This window comes from Streptomyces sp. NBC_00377 (assembly GCF_036075115.1).
Taxonomy (GTDB): domain Bacteria; phylum Actinomycetota; class Actinomycetes; order Streptomycetales; family Streptomycetaceae; genus Streptomyces.
In genome coordinates this window covers 8,475,756-8,490,207 of sequence record NZ_CP107958.1, presented here as the reverse complement: position 1 = coordinate 8,490,207, position 14,452 = coordinate 8,475,756, and the positions used below count along the sequence as shown (strand labels likewise).

General features: G+C 71.9%; 14 protein-coding genes. 6 read left to right on the top strand and 8 right to left on the bottom strand.

The annotated features are described in order from the left end of the window. The first annotated feature begins 127 nt into the window (after positions 1–127). A complete protein-coding gene (locus tag OHS71_RS37745; protein WP_328483820.1) occupies positions 128–1,768 on the top strand; it encodes a serine/threonine protein kinase in 1,641 nt (546 codons plus the stop codon). Here OHS71_RS37745 and OHS71_RS37740 read toward each other — a convergent pair. Further along, entirely contained in the window at positions 1,757–3,217 is a 1,461-nt protein-coding gene (locus OHS71_RS37740) for a serine hydrolase domain-containing protein (RefSeq protein ID WP_328483819.1), read from the bottom strand. The genes OHS71_RS37745 and OHS71_RS37740 overlap by 12 nt on opposite strands. A gap of 97 nt (positions 3,218–3,314) precedes the next feature. Between OHS71_RS37740 and OHS71_RS37735 the strand changes: the two genes are divergently transcribed. After that, positions 3,315–4,286, top strand: coding sequence for an LLM class F420-dependent oxidoreductase (locus OHS71_RS37735; protein WP_328483818.1), 972 nt, complete (start codon positions 3,315–3,317; stop codon positions 4,284–4,286). A gap of 158 nt (positions 4,287–4,444) precedes the next feature. Beyond that, a complete protein-coding gene (locus OHS71_RS37730; RefSeq protein WP_328483817.1) occupies positions 4,445–5,509 on the top strand; it encodes a hypothetical protein in 1,065 nt (354 codons plus the stop codon). Between the two features lie 6 nt (positions 5,510–5,515). On the opposite strand, the gene OHS71_RS37725 is transcribed toward OHS71_RS37730, so the two are convergent. The 5 genes from OHS71_RS37725 to OHS71_RS37705 all read right to left on the bottom strand — a co-directional run bounded on the left by OHS71_RS37725 (position 5,516) and on the right by OHS71_RS37705 (position 10,656). Then, the gene (locus OHS71_RS37725; protein ID WP_328484771.1) at positions 5,516–5,941 is read right to left on the bottom strand and encodes a DUF6328 family protein; all 426 of its coding nucleotides are present in this window, start codon (positions 5,939–5,941) and stop codon (positions 5,516–5,518) included. 167 nt (positions 5,942–6,108) lie between these two features. Next, a complete protein-coding gene (locus OHS71_RS37720; RefSeq protein WP_328483816.1) occupies positions 6,109–7,092 on the bottom strand; it encodes an aldo/keto reductase in 984 nt (327 codons plus the stop codon). 122 nt (positions 7,093–7,214) lie between these two features. Beyond that, positions 7,215–7,844 carry a TetR/AcrR family transcriptional regulator gene (locus OHS71_RS37715; RefSeq protein ID WP_328483815.1) on the bottom strand — a complete coding sequence of 210 codons (630 nt, stop codon included), beginning with the start codon at positions 7,842–7,844 and terminating at the stop codon, positions 7,215–7,217. Beyond that, positions 7,841–9,325, bottom strand: coding sequence for an MFS transporter (locus OHS71_RS37710; RefSeq protein WP_328483814.1), 1,485 nt, complete (start codon positions 9,323–9,325; stop codon positions 7,841–7,843). The genes OHS71_RS37715 and OHS71_RS37710 overlap by 4 nt, the downstream gene beginning before the upstream one ends. Before the next feature lie 113 nt (positions 9,326–9,438). Beyond that, complete coding sequence (locus OHS71_RS37705; RefSeq protein ID WP_328483813.1) at positions 9,439–10,656, bottom strand: FAD-dependent monooxygenase; 1,218 nt, start codon at positions 10,654–10,656, stop codon at positions 9,439–9,441. A gap of 350 nt (positions 10,657–11,006) precedes the next feature. Here OHS71_RS37705 and melC1 point away from each other — a divergent pair, with 350 nt between their 5' ends. The 3 genes from melC1 (at position 11,007) to OHS71_RS37690 (ending at position 12,800) form a co-directional block, all read left to right on the top strand. After that, positions 11,007–11,375 carry an apotyrosinase chaperone MelC1 gene (gene melC1 / locus OHS71_RS37700; protein WP_328483812.1) on the top strand — a complete coding sequence of 123 codons (369 nt, stop codon included), beginning with the start codon at positions 11,007–11,009 and terminating at the stop codon, positions 11,373–11,375. Between the two features lie 56 nt (positions 11,376–11,431). Next, positions 11,432–12,256, top strand: a complete 825-nt coding sequence (gene melC2 / locus OHS71_RS37695) for a tyrosinase MelC2 (protein WP_328483811.1) — start codon at positions 11,432–11,434, stop codon at positions 12,254–12,256. 91 nt (positions 12,257–12,347) lie between these two features. Continuing rightward, complete coding sequence (locus OHS71_RS37690) at positions 12,348–12,800, top strand: SRPBCC family protein (protein ID WP_328483810.1); 453 nt, start codon at positions 12,348–12,350, stop codon at positions 12,798–12,800. A 15-nt stretch (positions 12,801–12,815) separates the two neighbouring features. Here OHS71_RS37690 and OHS71_RS37685 read toward each other — a convergent pair whose 3' ends face one another. After that, the gene (locus OHS71_RS37685) at positions 12,816–13,535 is read right to left on the bottom strand and encodes a ribonuclease H family protein (RefSeq protein WP_328483809.1); all 720 of its coding nucleotides are present in this window, start codon (positions 13,533–13,535) and stop codon (positions 12,816–12,818) included. A 31-nt stretch (positions 13,536–13,566) separates the two neighbouring features. After that, on the bottom strand, positions 13,567–14,367 hold the full coding sequence (locus OHS71_RS37680; protein WP_328483808.1) for a VOC family protein: 801 nt from the start codon (positions 14,365–14,367) through the stop codon (positions 13,567–13,569). Positions 14,368–14,452: the final 85 nt, after the last annotated feature.

The window sequence follows — 14,452 nt, the reverse complement described above, 5'->3', positions numbered from 1 at the left end:
ACTCGGTCCGTCCGCCGCTCTTTTGAATAAAAGACAGAAATCACTCCGGAGTTGCGCTCGCATTGAACGCACCCCCTCGCACCGGTCGTACCCATGGGCAAGGTGAGTACCAGCGGTTCAGCGAAGGATGACCATGGCCAAGACGCACGTCTCCGCCCACGAGTTGGTCGCCGGGAGGTACCGGCTGCTCGACGTCGTCCACCGGGAGACGAACCGCGTCAGCTGGTACGGCGAGTACGTCGAGGACACCGGGGCCGCCCGGCCGTGTCTGGTCACCAGAATCGGACTGCCTCCCGACCAGGGCGAGGAGAAGGCCCGGCAGGCCTCCGACCGGGTCCTGCGCATGTCGGAGACGATGGCGCGGCTGTGTCCCGGCCGGATCGCCGCGGTCGTCGACGCCGTGGAGGAGGCCGGTTCCCTGTGGACCGTCACCGAGTGGATCGACGGGCTGCCGCTGGGACAGCTCCTCGCACAGAAGGGGGCGTTCAGCCCGGCCAGGGCCGCCACGATCGGACTGCAACTGCTCGACGTGCTCGAGGTCGCGCACGGTGAGGGCATCACGCACGGCGAGCTGAGCCCCGGCCAGATCTTCGTACGGGCCCGGGGCCCTCTTGTCCTCACCGGCTTCGGGCTGGCGGGCGCGACCCTTGCCCCGCGGGTGGCGGCCCCCGCCTACGCCTCTCCCGAACAGGCCAGGGACGAGCGCATCGGCCCGGCGGCCGATCTGTGGGCGCTCGGCGCCATCCTGTACACGATGGTCGAGGGACGGCCGCCGTACCGGGACCGGGACCGCCCCGAGAGCACGCTCAAGGGGGTGGACCGGCTGCCGCTGCGCACCCCGCTGCGGGCCGGTTCGCTCACCCCGACCGTGCAGGGGCTGCTGCGCAAGGACTCCCGGGAGCGGCTGACCAGGACGGTCGTGCGCCAGTCCCTCACCCGGGTGCTGGACGAGGACCCGCACGCCGTCATGCAGCCCCCCAGGCTGAAGCGGGCCTGCGCCGCCGCCCGCCATGTCGGCCCGCGGTGGAGCGGCCGGGCCATGGCGGCCGGGACGGCCCTGGCGGTCGTCACCGTGGCGGTCGCCGCCCTCGCCGTGACCCATCAGCTGCCCGGCACCGAAGAAACCGCGGGCGGCGACGCGCAGGCCCGGCCCTCCGCGTCCGCCGCGACCCCGGGCGAGGACGCGGACGAAAGAGACCCGGCGGCTCCGGCACCCGCCCCGACCGCGCCGAGCAGCCCGCCGCCCTCGCCGAGCACGTCCCCGTCGTCCTCGCCCTCGGCGCCCGCCACCGCCGACGCCCTCCCGGAGGGCTACCGCGTGTACCGCTCCCCCGAGGGTTTCTCGGTCGCGCTCCCCAAGGGGTGGAAGCCGCTGGAGACCGCGCGCGACGACCGGGCGTACCGCGTCACCTTCGGGGCGCCCGGTGATCCGCGCACCCTCGCGGTGACCTACAGCGAGAAGGCCGGGCCGGACCCGGTGGCCGTCTGGCGCGAGGACGTCGAGCCCGGTCTGAAGAAGACCGAGGGTTTCCGGCGCCTCGGCGACATCAAGGCGGTGACCTACCAGGGCTACAAGGCCGCCGACATGGAGTGGCTGATGGACGTCGACGGCGCGCAGGTGCGCACGTTCGGCCGCGGTCTCCTCCTCGGCGGGCACCGCAGTTTCTCGCTGCGCTGGACGACACCCGCCGCGGACTGGGACAAGAAGGCCGACCGTGAGGCCCTGGACACCTTCCTGCGGACGTTCCGGCCGGGTTCAGCCGCCTGAGCGGGCCGGTCCGCGCGGGGCGCGCATCCGGTGCAGCGAGCCGCCGTGCAGCGGCTCGGTGTCCCAGCGGGCGTCGAAGGTCCGGTCGGCCAGGGAACAGGTCACCCGCAGGCGGTGCGGGGTCTCGAGGAACACGATGTGCGCCGTGAGCGTGTCGCCGTCGGTCCAGCCGCCACTGACCGCGGTGGGCAACGGCACGTCGCTCACCTGCCAGCCGCCGGAGCCGAGGGACAGTTCCAGCCGCCGCCCGTCCGGCTCCTCGACGAGTGCGAGCGTCCAGCCGTCGGCGCTCCCGGTGACGACGGCGCCGGTCAGTCCCCGCGGGCCGGCGCCGGCGCCGCCGGACGGGGTGAACCCGGCGCCCGACCACTGCCCCGGGTCCGGTGGCGCGGGCGTGCCGGGGGCCGGCGGCAGCGCCAGGTGCGCCAGCCGGCGGGCGAGGGCCGCGTCGGCCTCCTCGCGCCCGGTCAGCGGTCCGGGCCGGAACGCGGGCAGCAGCTGCTCCCAGCAGAGGGTGAGCACGGCCTGCATGTCGTTCGTCGCCGCCGTCATGGCGATCACGGCGTCGTACTCGGGCAGGACGACGCAGAACTGCCCGTAGGCACCGTCGCCGCGGTAACCGTGCCGGGAGCGCCAGAACTGGAAGCAGTAGCCGCGTTCCCAGTCCGTGGGGCCTGTCCCGGCCGTCGCCGCAGACGTCGCGATGTGCTCGCGGGTCGCCTCGGCGACCCACTCCGGCGACAGCAGCCGTTTGCCCTCCCACACGCCCTCGTCCAGGTACAGCTGCCCCAGCCGGGCGATCGCGTCGGTGGTGGCGTGCAGTCCGCTGAAGCCGAGTTCACGGCCGGACCGGTCGGTCATCCACGCGAACTCTCCGATGCCGAGCGGGTCGAGCAGACGCGGCCGCAGATAGTCGGTGAGCGGGACGCCGGTGACGCGTCGCACGATCGCGGCGAGCGCGTAGGTGGCCGGCTGGTTGTACGCGAACACCGTTCCCGGTTCGCGGTCCGGTGGCAGCAGCAGGAAGCCCCGGACCAGGTCGCCGGGGTCGAGCGCGTGCGCCCGTTCGAACGTCTCCTGCTCGTGCCCGCTCGCCATCGCGGCCACGTCCCGTACCCGTACGGCTCGGCTGCGCGGGTCGGTGATGTCCGCGTCGAGCTCCGGGAAGTACGAGAGCACCGTGTCGTCCAGGCCGATCAGTCCCTCGTCCACGGCGAACCCGGCGGCCGTGGAGGTGAAGCTCTTGCTGAGCGAGTAGAGCAGGTGCGGCCGGTCGGGGGCGTACGGCGCCCACCAGCCGGACGCCACGAGGCTGCCGTGGCGCAGGATCATCAGGCTGTGCGGCTCGATGCTCCCGGCCGCCTCGACAGCGTCGAGGAAGGCCGTGACGCCCAAGGCGTCGACTCCCTGGGCGGACGGGGTGCTCGAGGGCAGCGGGCGCGCGTTCATACCCGCATCCTCCCCCGGACGGCGGCCGGTGATCGACGGCTTTTTCCGGTCGGGAACAGTCCGTTTCCTCTCCCCGAAGTCCGGGGACCCGGGCCCCATGGTGCAAATCGGGTACACGATGATGACCGAACAGGCAGGCCCTCGGGACCTGGTCGACCACGTGGTGCGGGCCGAGGAGGCGGGCTTCGACTTCTCGGTGACCTCGGACCACTACTTCCCTTGGCTGCGCGCGCAGGGCCACGCGCCGTACGCGTGGAGCGTGCTCGGCGCCGCCGCGCAGGCCACGTCGCGCATTCCGCTGATGACGTACGTGACGTGTCCGACGTTCCGCTACCACCCGGCGGTGGTGGCGCAGAAGGCCGCCACGATGCAGCTGCTGTCCGAGGGGCGTTTCCGGCTGGGGCTGGGCTCGGGCGAGAACCTCAACGAGCATGTGGTGGGCGGCGGCTGGCCCTCCGTGGACGTGCGGCACGAGATGTTCGAGGAGGCCGTGGAGATCATCCGCGCGCTCTTCGAGGGCGGGCATGTGACGCGGCACGGCACGCACTACGACGTGGACTCGGCCCGGCTGTGGGACCTGCCCGACGAGCCGCCGCCGATCGGCATCGCCGTCTCCGGCGAGCGGTCCTGCCGCCTCGCGGGCCGGCTGGGCGACCTCGTGATCGCCACCGAGCCCAAGCCGGGCCTGCTGGAGTCGTTCGACCGCAACGGCGGCGAGGGCAAGCCGCGCGTCGGTCAGCTTCCGGTCTGCCACGATCCCGACCGGGAGACGGCGCTGAAGCGCGCACACGCCCAGTTCCGCTGGTTCGGCAACGGCTGGAAGGTGAACTCCGAACTGCCCCACCCGGACTCCTTCGAGTCGGCGACCCAGTTCGTGACCCCCGACGACGTCGCCTCCTCGATCCCCTGCGGCGACGACCCGGACGACTTCGTCGAGGCCGTCCGTCCCTACGTCGAGGCCGGGTTCACCGAGGTCGCCCTGGTGCAGATCGGCGGGGACTCCCAGCCGGCGTACCTGGACTGGTCGGAGAAGACCCTCCTGCCCGCGCTGCGCAACGCCTTCGCCTGACGGCCGCGCGGGGCCCCGCCCGCTGTGCCGCGCGGGTCTGCCGGGGCTGCCGGGGCTGCTGGGGCTGCTGGGGCTGCCGCGGGGCGCGTATAGGCTTCCGTTCCGCACTTCTGCGGTGCCCGATCCTGCGTCCAGCAGCCTGTAGAGGAGAGTCTTCAGTGACCCTGGCGATCGACCTGCCCGAGACGGCCATCGAGACGTCCGCGGAGACGTCCCCCGCCCCGTTGTCCGACCTCGTGGCCCGGGACGCCCGCGAGTTCGGGGTCTACGCGCGGACCGGCGGGTGGGCCTTCGGCCTGATGGTGGCGCGCAGCGTCCGGCCGGGCGGGCAGGCCGCGGGCGAGACGCCCAAGGTGCCGGCGAAGGAGTTCGCCGAACTGGCCGGCTGCTCCCCCGAGCGGGTCATGCGCTACTACAAGGCCTGGGACCGGGCCGCCGACGACGGTCTCGTCCCGCACTTCGAGGAGCTGGCCCCGGGCCAGGAGGTCGAGCTGCCGGACGCCGAGGTGTGGCTGACCTACTACGTCTCCCGCTCCAGCGGCGCCTCCGAGCGCGGCACCGCGATCGCGCAGGCCGCCGAGGCCGAGGGCATCCGCCCGACGAAGGCGCTGGAGGTCGCGGAGAACCCCACCGCCCTGCGCGCCGCGATCCTCGCCGATCCCTCGACGGCCCGCGCGGCCCGCGCCGCCCTCCTGGACCGCGTCAAGGAGGACCCGGAGCTCCAGATCGAGCTGGCCCGCGACGTCGTGCGCACCGACGACCTCAAAAAGGCCGTCGCCACCGAGAGCCGCTCCGCCGACCGCATCGGGTACGTGCGCCAGATCGCCGAGTCGGGCCTGATCAAGACGCCCGCCGGGCAGACCGTCGACGCTCCCGTCGAGCTGCGCCAGGAGGCGGAGCGCCACCTCTCGCTGCTCGACGAGCTCGACGACGACGAGGACTGCGGCGAGTGGGCGAGCGACGCCTACGACACGATGAAGACCCTGGTCGTGGAGACCGTCGAGGCCGACCCCGAGCTGCGCGTCCAGGAGCGGCGCACGAAGTTCTACAGCAGCCTTCAGCGGGTGACGAAGGTCTTCGAGGAGCTCACCTTCGACGATGTCGACGCGCAGGAGTTCTACGAGGACGACATGGTGCAGCAACTGGAGGAGCTCCAGCAGGCGATCGCCGGCTGCATCACGGTGCTGCGCGGTGCGCGGGGCGGTGCGCCCGAGGCCGGGTAGTCCGGCTCAGTTCGTGGTGTAGCGGCGCCGGGTCCACAGGGGCAGCAGGAACCAGCACAGCCCGTACCACGAGACCACGCCCGCGACGAGCCAGGGCACGAACGCGTCGTGGGTGGCCACCCGCAGGATCAGCAGCAGCGAGGAGGTCATGGTGGCGAGCAGCAGGAGCAGACCGACGAAGGTCAGCCTGGACGCCACCATGACCGCCTGCGGCTTCACCCGCCGTCCGGAGACCAGGCGGTGCAGGGACACGGGGCCTATGAGGGCTCCGGTCGCGCAGGCGCCCAGGACCACGGTCACGATGTAGATGACCTGGTCGATGTCCTGAAGGTCCGCGTAGCGCGGGGTGAACACGACGGTCAGCAGGAAGCCGAAGAGGATCTGCACACCCGTCTGCGCGACCCGGATCTCCTGGATGAGCTCCCCCCACATCCGGTCGGCTCTCTCCTCCTCGGTCTCGTTCCGCCCCGTGCGCCGCTCGGCGCTCGTCGCCGTGTCCGTCACCTTTACCGTCCTCCCGGTCCGAGTGGTCCTTCGACCCCCTCCTCACCGCGAGTACCCCGTGAGCGGCGGTTTTTGCCGGTCGGCGCCGGGTTCGTCTACCAGCGGCCCTCGACCTGCTCCTTGATGCGCCGGTCGTAGAGGTCGCGGACGGCCGCGAGGGTCTCCTGCGACAGCTCCGGGAGCCTGGCGGCGGCCGCGTTGGCGCGGGCCTGCTCGGGCGAGCGGGCGCCCGGGATCACGGTGGTCACGCCGGGCTGCTGGATGATCCAGCGCAGCGCCAGCTGGGCGGGGGTGTACCCCTCGGGCGCGAGGGCGGCGAACTCGACGGCGGCCTCGACGCCGGTGGTGTAGTCGACGCCGGAGAACGTCTCGCCCTGGTCGAAGGACTCGCCGTGCCGGTTGTAGGTGCGGTGGTCGTTCTCCGGGAAGACGGTGTCCTTGGTGTACTTGCCGGAGAGCAGGCCGGAGGCGAGCGGGACGCGCGCGATGATGCCGACGCCTGCCGCGCGGGCCGCCGGGAGCACTTCGTGCAGGGGCTTGAGCCGGAACGGGTTGAGGATGATCTGCACGCTGGCCACGCCCGGCCGGGCGATCGCGGTGAGGGCCTCGGCGGAGGTCTCCACGCTGACGCCGTAGTGCGCGATGCGCTCCTCCTCGACGAGGGTGTCGAGGGCGTCGAAGACCTCGTCGCGGGAGTAGACGGGGGTGGGCGGGCAGTGCAGCTGCACCAGGTCGATGCGGTCGACGCCGAGGTTGCGGCGGGAGCGGTCGTTCCAGGCGCGGAAGTTGTCCAGGACGTAGTTCTCGGGGACCTGGTCGACGCGGCGGCCCATCTTGGTGGCGACCAGCACATGCAGGTCGGGCCGGCCGCTCAGGAAAGCGGCGATGGTCTGCTCGCTGCGTCCGTCGCCGTAGACGTCGGCGGTGTCGAAGAAGGTCACTCCCGACTCGGCCGCCGCCTCCAGGACCGTGAGTGCCTCCTTGTCGTCCACGTCTCCCCAGTCGGCGCCCAGTTGCCAGGTGCCGAGACCGACGACGGATGCGTGCTGACCTGACCTGCCGAATTCGCGCTCGTCCATGGCATCAGTCTGTCATCCGCCGTGACGCGGTGCGGAACGGAGCGCTCCGAGCGGCCACCCGCACACCCGCACCTCGTCCGGCCGCGTGCCGGCGCGGGCGTCCGTGCCCCTGGGCCGTGTCCCTAGGCCGAGTCCAGGTGGGCCTGCACCGCCGGCCCGTACCGGTCGACGATGTGCTCGACCGGCGTCTCGCGCAGCTCGCTCCCGCGGGCGATGCCGTACATGACGCCGAGCCCGAGCACCGCGGCGACGGCGAGTTCGGCGCGCAGCCCCGGGTCGGGGCCGGTGAGGCGGGCGGCCAGCCGTGCGGTGACCTGGGTGCGGAAGTTGGCGCGCAGGACGTCACCGTGGTCGCCGTGCAGGGGCGCGAAGGCGATGCGCAGCAGCGGGTCGGCTCCGCGCTCGCGCTGGCTGACCACGACGTGCCGGACCATGTGCCGGCCCAACTCCTCCGGCGGGGCGTCCAGCAGGGCGTCGGCGTCCTCCTCGAAGGACATCACCCGGGCGAACAGGGCGTCCTTGTTTCCGAAGTACTTCAGGACCAGCGGGGCGCTCACCCCGGCGCGTTCCGCGACGGCCTTGAGCGTGATGTCGGCGTGCGCGTGGCGGGCGAGGAGGTACCGGGCGGCGCGCAGGATCGCCGCTCTGGTCGCCTCGGCGTCACGCCGTGCGGGGGACGGCGGGCCGCCCGCGGCGGAGTCGGGTGGGGTGCTCATGGCGGAGGAGTCGGGTGGGGTGCTCACGGCACTCATGCTCCCTCGAGTGCCCCGTCGCTCACGGAGCGGGTACGCCCGGGGGCGCGCCGTGTGCCGTCCGGTCCGGGGTCGCCGGGGATGGTGAGCGCCACCGCGCACGCGGCGAGGGCCACCGCGCCGGCGGTGGCGAAGGCCAGCAGATATCCGTGCAGGGTCGGCACCGGGGCTCCGCCGACGAGGCTGGTGTGGTGCACGAGGACGGCGGCGACGACGGCGCTGGAGGTGGCCTGGCCGATGGTGCGCATCAGTACGTTGACGCCGTTCGCCGAGGCGGTCTGGCCGGGCGGGACGGCGCGCAGGATCAACGACGGCAGCGCGGAGTAGGCGAGGGTGGTGCCGGTGGCGACGACCGTGGCCCCCGCCATGATCATCCACAGTTCGTGGCTGTCGACGACGCGTAGGGCGTACCCGGAGGCGATGACGGCGGCGCCCAGGGCGAGGGTGATCCGCGGCCCGCGCGCCTCGGAGATGCGTGCGGAGAGCGGCGAGAACAGCAGCATGGTGATGCCGCCGGGGAGCAGGCACAGGCCCGTCTGGACGATGGACAGGCCGAGGCCGTACCCGCTCGCCACGGGCGCCTGCACCAGCTGGGCGGTGACCAGGGAGTTGGCGTAGAAGGCGAAGCCCGTCAGGAGCGCCGCGAGGTGGGACAGGCCGACCCTCGGCCGGGACACCAGCCGCAGGTCCACCAGGGGCTGTTCGGCGCGCAACTGGTGCCACCACCACAGGCCGAGGACGAGCGCGGCGGCGAGGAAGAGGCCCGTGATCCGGGCGCTCCCCCAGCCCCACTGGCCGCCCTGCGACACGGCGAGGAGCAGGCTGATCAGCCCCGCGGCGAGCCCGAGCGCCCCCGTCACGTCGAACCTGCCGGGCTCGCGCACGGGCGATTCCGGCACCGCCCACCGGATGAGCGCGACACCGGTCGCGCCCAGCGCGGCGGTCACCCAGAACATCACGTGCCAGTTCGCGTACTGCACGACCACGGCTGCCGCCGGCAGTCCGAGCGCGGCGCCGATGCCGACGGTGGAGCTCATCAGCGCCACGGCGGATCCCCGGCGCTGCGGCGGCAGTTCGTCGCGCAGGATGCTGATGGACAGCGGGACGACGGAGGACGCGGCGCCCTGGAGTGCGCGGGCCGCGATGAGCACGCCGATGTCGGAGGTCAGGGCGCAGATCACCGAGCCGGCGGCCATCAGGGCGAACGAGAGGAGCAGCACCCGCCGCTTGCCGTACATGTCCCCGGCGCGGCCGAGGACGGGGGTGAGGACCGCGCCGGACAGCAGGGAGGCGGTCACCATCCAGGAGACGGCGCCCGCCGAGGCGCCGGTCAGCCGGGGCAGGTCGGGCAGCAGCGGGACGACGACGGTCTGCATGACCGCCATGAGAATGCCGCAGTAGGCCAGGACCGGGATGGTGAGCCGGGCCCGCAGGCCGCGGTCCGTCCCGTCCGGGGCGGGTATCGGAGCGGGCGACGCCATGGGCACTCCAGCGGCCTACGGGGTGAACAAAAAAGGGTGAATGGCAATTCACCGTAGCAGTGAATTGCCATTCACCCAAGGTTTCGCCGACCGTGCCCTGCCCCCTTCCGGGGCTACTTCTGTGTGGTCAGTGCCCTGACGTGGGCGCCGCGCGCCAGCTTCGGCCCCAGCCAGCGCTTGAGCCGGCGCAGGGCCTCCAGTCGTCCGGCCGCCCGGTCGAGCCGGTAGTACAGCTGGGGCGGCACATAGGGCAGCAGGGGTGAGTGGCGCTGCCCGAGGAGGGCGAACATCTGCTCCGGGGGGAGGTGGATGTAGCGGGTGAGGTTCTCGTACCACTGGGCGCTGTAGCGGGCTGCGCTCTGCCGGGACAGCAGGGCCGCCTTGCGCTCCTGCTCGTAGCGGGCGAGGGCCCGCGGAAGGTCCGCGCTCTCGCGCAGGGCGTCGGCGAGGGCGATGGCGTCCTCCAGGGCGAGGGTGGTACCGGCGCCGATCGAGTAGTGCGTGGTGTGGGCGGCGTCGCCGAGGAGGACGAGATTGCCGTGGAACCAGGTGCGGTTGGTGAGGGTGCGGAAGGTCAGCCACTGGGTGCTGCCGTCGGCGGCGGCGCGGCCGATCAGCGCGTGGCCGTCGAGGATGTGCGCGAACAGCTTCTCCAGGCGGGCCAGCCGGTCGCCCTCGCTCGCGCGGTCGAGACCGAGCCCGGTCAGGGTCTCGGGTGCGCACTCGATGACGCAGGTGCTCTGCTCGGAGCTGAAGGGGTAGCCGTAGCACCAGATCCAGCCGTGCTCGGTCTCCACGAACGCGAAGGTGAAGGAGTCGAAGACCTTGGTGGTGCCGAGCCAGATGTAGGAGTTGCGTCCCGGCGTGAGTGCGGCGCCGAACTCGTCCGCGTGGTGCGTGCGCAGGACGCTGTGGACGCCGTCGCCGGCGACGACGAGATCGGCGTCCGGGGGGTCGTCGGCGGTGATGTCGCTCTCGAACTCCAGCCGTACGCCGAGTGCGCGGGCGCGGGCGGCGAGGATCTCCAGCAGCTTGTGACGGCCGATGCCGTGTCCCTCGTCGCCGGGCTGACGGGTCGCCAGATCCCCCACGTGGGCGACGCCCTGCGTCCAGCGGACGGAGGCCTCCTCGATCGCGCGCGCCGACTCGGGGTCGCAGACCCGGAGTCGGTCGAGGAGCCCCTGCCAGTACGTGACGCCCCAGCCGTAGGTCGAGCCCTCGGGGTTGCGCTCGTGGACGGTGATGTCGTGGGACGGGTTCTGCCGTTTGAGCAGGATCGAGAGATACAGGCCGGCGGGCCCGCCGCCGACACAGGCGACCTTCACGCACACTCCCAGGAGTCACCAGACGTGTTTGATTGACGACGCAGGGTAGCAGGGCGCGGCGGGCGCCAGGAGCCGCCCCACCTGCCCGATCGCGCCACTTTCCGCACGTGGGCCACACCACCACCGGCCGGGCGGTGCGCGAAAGATCACCGGAAGCGGTGCACGCACGGAAAGGAATTGCCCCTTCCGCACGGTGCGAGCACCCGAAAGCGACAAGATCATCTTCGTTCAAGACTGCACGACATGTAAGTGAATGTCCGGATCGCAGCCAACCCGGTGCGAGGGATTTCTCCCTTTCTCGTGCAGGTCGATAGGCATACGGGGTCGTCAACCCAACACACCCCAGGAGGTCCCGTATGCCGGAACTCAGCCGTCGTCGCGCGCTCACCGCGGCGGCCGCCGTCGCCGGAGCCCCGCTGGTCGCCGCCCCCGCCGCCCGGGCCGCCGACCACCACCACGACTCCCCCGCCTCCCCCGACTCCTTCGACGAGGTCTACCGGGGCCGCCGGATACAGGGCCGGTCCGCCGCCGGGGGCGGTCATCACCACGGCGGCGGCTACGCCGTGTACGTCGACGGGGTCGAACTGCACGTGATGCGCAACGCCGACGGCACCTGGATCAGCGTGGTGAGCCACTACGACCCGGTACCCACGCCGCGGGCCGCGGCCCGGGCCGCGGTCGACGAGCTCCAGGGCGCCCGGCTCGTGCCGTTCCCCGCCGGCTGACCGGCGCCGGCCGGACGACCCGCCCTCACCTCCCGCGCACACCAGGAGCACCACACATGACCGTCCGCAAGAACCAGGCGTCCCTGACCTCCGACGAGAAGCGCCGGTTCGTCGCCGCCGTCCTCGAACTCAAGCGCAGCGGCCGCTACGACGCCTTCGTCACCACCCACAACGGGTTCATCCTCGGTGACACCGACAACGGCGAGCGCACCGGCCACCGTTCTCCGTCCTTCCTGCCGTGGCACCGCAGATTCCTGCTCGAGTTCGAGCGGGCCCTGCAGTCGGTGGACGCCTCGGTGGCACTGCCGTACTGGGACTGGTCCGCCGACCGTTCGCCGCGCTCCTCCCTGTGGGCGCCGGACTTCCTCGGCGGCACGGGGCGCAGCCGCGACGGCCAGGTCATGGACGGACCGTTCGCCGCGTCGGCTGGCGACTGGGCGATCGGCGTCCGGGTGGACGGCCGCACCTACCTGCGGCGCGCGCTCGGCGCGGGCGTCCGTGAACTGCCCACCCGGGCCGAGGTCGAGTCGGTGCTGGCGATGACGGCCTACGACATGGCTCCGTGGAACAGCGCCTCCGACGGCTTCCGCAATCATCTGGAGGGCTGGCGCGGGGTGAATCTGCACAACCGGGTCCATGTCTGGGTCGGCGGACAGATGGCGACCGGGGTCTCCCCCAACGACCCGGTGTTCTGGCTGCATCACGCTTACATCGACAAGCTGTGGGCCCAGTGGCAGCGCCGGCACCCGGGCTCCGGATACCTGCCGGGCGGCGGAACGCCGGACGTCGTCGACCTCCACGAGACGATGAAGCCCTGGAACGACACCACCCCGGCGGACCTTCTCGATCACACCCCGCACTACACCTTCGACACCGACTGATCCCCGTCCGCCGGTTTGCCGCGCAGGTCACGGGTACCCGCGACGGACAAGAGCGACGAGACGCTTCACGAGAACGAAGGAGGAGACGTTCGTGTCGCAGGTCGAGGAATCCATCGAGGTCGGCGTGCCCGTGCACACCGCCTACAACCAGTGGACCCAGTTCGAGACGTTCCCCGAGTTCATGAGCGGGGTGGACCGCATCGAGCAGCGCACCGACACGCTCACCCACTGGGTGACCAGTGTGAACGGCGTGCACCGGGAGTTCGACGCGGAGATCACGGAGCAGATCCCGGACGAACGGGTCGCCTGGACCACGATCTCCGGCGAGGCCAAGCAGGCCGGCGTGGTGACCTTCCACCGGCTCGACAACAGTCACACCAAGGTGATGCTCCAACTGGAATTCCAGCCGGAGGGGCTGGCCGAGACCGTCGGCGACAAGCTGGGCTTCGTGAAGCGCCAGACCAAGGGTGACCTGGAGCGCTTCAAGGAGTTCATCGAGAACCGCGGGCTCGAGACCGGAGGCTGGCGCGGCGCGGTGGTGTGACCGGCGCGCCACGGATCAGCTCTCGGCGGCGTCCGCCGTACGGCACTCCGGGTGCCCCCAGCCCTGCGCGTTCTTGGCGATCTGCTCGCCGGCGGCGTACGGGCGGCCGCACACACAGCGGCCGGCGAACTTGGCCTTGATCGTGCGGGACGCCGCACCACCGCTCCGCCGGGGAGATCTGCTCCCGGCGGAGCGGTCCGGTTTCGCCCCGGACCTCGCCTTCGGGGTGTCCGGCGAGGCCGGCGGCTCCGGGGAACCCCGGTCGCTGCCGGCCGGCTGCTGGACGATCGCCGCCTGGCTGGCGGCGCGGTCGGCGAAGTCGTTGAGCGGGTCGCCGTCGACCTGGTGGGCGGGCACGTAGCGGAAGTCCACCGAGCGGCCGTCGAGCAGTTCGTCGATACGGACGACCAGCTCCTGATTGGCCACCGGCTTGCCCGCGGACGTCTTCCAGCCGTTGCGCTTCCAGCCCGGCAGCCAGGTGGTGACGGCCTTCATGGCGTACTGCGAGTCCATCCGGACCTCGAGCGGCACATCCGGGTCGGTCGACGCCAGCAGGCGTTCCAGCGCGGTGAGTTCGGCGATGTTGTTGGTCGCCTTCCCGAGCGGCCCCGCCTCCCAGCGGGCCGGTGTCTGCGCGTCGTCCGCGACCACCCACGCCCAGCCCGCCGGTCCCGGATTCCCCTTCGAGGCCCCGTCGCACGCGGCCACCACTCGTTCACGCATGCGCACGATCATGCCACGCCCCGCGGGGCGCTCCACCGGGCGGCTAGGAGACGTCCTTCGTCTGCGGCATGTCCCCCGTCGTGGTGGTGACGTCGATGAGTGAGAGGTTCGCGCCCTGCGGGTCGCTGATCGCGGCGAACCGTCCGAACGGTGTGTCCATCGGGCCGAACCGCAGGACGCCACCGAGCTTGGTGGCCCTGGCCACGGCCTCGTCGCAGTTGTCGACCGTGAAGTACACGTTGATGTACGACGGGACCTCGGGCGGGAACTCCTCCGTCATCCTCATGCGGCCGAGGACCATCTCGCCGTCGACCTCGAACACCCGGAAGTCGACCGCGTCGTCCTGGAGCTGCTTCGCCTTGTACGGGAACACGGCCGGGAAGAACGCGTCCGTCTTCTCCGGTTCGCGGGTGAAGACCTCGGCCCAGCAGTAGGCGCCCGGCTGCTCCGGCGGCGCCTCGAACCCCTCGTGGACACCCGCCTGCCACACGCCGAACACGGCGCCGCTGGGCTCGCGGGCCAGGCACATCGTGCCGAACTCGCCGACCTGCATCGGCTCCATCAGCACCTCACCGCCGTTCTCCCGGATCTTGGCGGCGGTCGCGGCGGCGTCCGGGGAGGCGAAGTACAGACACCACTGCGACTGCCCCTCCTGGCCGGGCATCGGCGGGACGACGGCGGCGACCGCCTTGCCGTTCGCGTAGGCCTGTGTGTAGTTGCCGTACTCGGACGACGACTCGCCGAACGTCCAGCCCAGGACCTCGGCGTAGAACGTCTTGGCGCCCTCCACGTCGCTGAACATCGCGTCGGCCCAGCAGGGGATTCCCAGTGCTCGTACGGCCATGACCTCAGCCCTCCGGTGAGATGTTTTGTCCGGTTGCTCACGCTAGTCACCCGGCCGTCGGCCCGCGCGCCGAGACACCCGGGCA

Coding starts and splice junctions, on each gene's coding strand:
- OHS71_RS37745 (WP_328483820.1), top strand. CDS start 128: ATGACCATGGCCAAGACGCACGTCTCCGCCCACGAGTTGGTCGCCGGG.
- OHS71_RS37740 (WP_328483819.1), bottom strand. CDS start 3,217: ATGAACGCGCGCCCGCTGCCCTCGAGCACCCCGTCCGCCCAGGGAGTC.
- OHS71_RS37735 (WP_328483818.1), top strand. CDS start 3,315: ATGGTGCAAATCGGGTACACGATGATGACCGAACAGGCAGGCCCTCGG.
- OHS71_RS37725 (WP_328484771.1), bottom strand. CDS start 5,941: ATGTGGGGGGAGCTCATCCAGGAGATCCGGGTCGCGCAGACGGGTGTG.
- OHS71_RS37720 (WP_328483816.1), bottom strand. CDS start 7,092: ATGGACGAGCGCGAATTCGGCAGGTCAGGTCAGCACGCATCCGTCGTC.
- OHS71_RS37715 (WP_328483815.1), bottom strand. CDS start 7,844: ATGAGTGCCGTGAGCACCCCACCCGACTCCTCCGCCATGAGCACCCCA.
- OHS71_RS37710 (WP_328483814.1), bottom strand. CDS start 9,325: ATGGCGTCGCCCGCTCCGATACCCGCCCCGGACGGGACGGACCGCGGC.
- melC1 (WP_328483812.1), top strand. CDS start 11,007: ATGCCGGAACTCAGCCGTCGTCGCGCGCTCACCGCGGCGGCCGCCGTC.
- melC2 (WP_328483811.1), top strand. CDS start 11,432: ATGACCGTCCGCAAGAACCAGGCGTCCCTGACCTCCGACGAGAAGCGC.
- OHS71_RS37685 (WP_328483809.1), bottom strand. CDS start 13,535: ATGATCGTGCGCATGCGTGAACGAGTGGTGGCCGCGTGCGACGGGGCC.
- OHS71_RS37680 (WP_328483808.1), bottom strand. CDS start 14,367: ATGGCCGTACGAGCACTGGGAATCCCCTGCTGGGCCGACGCGATGTTC.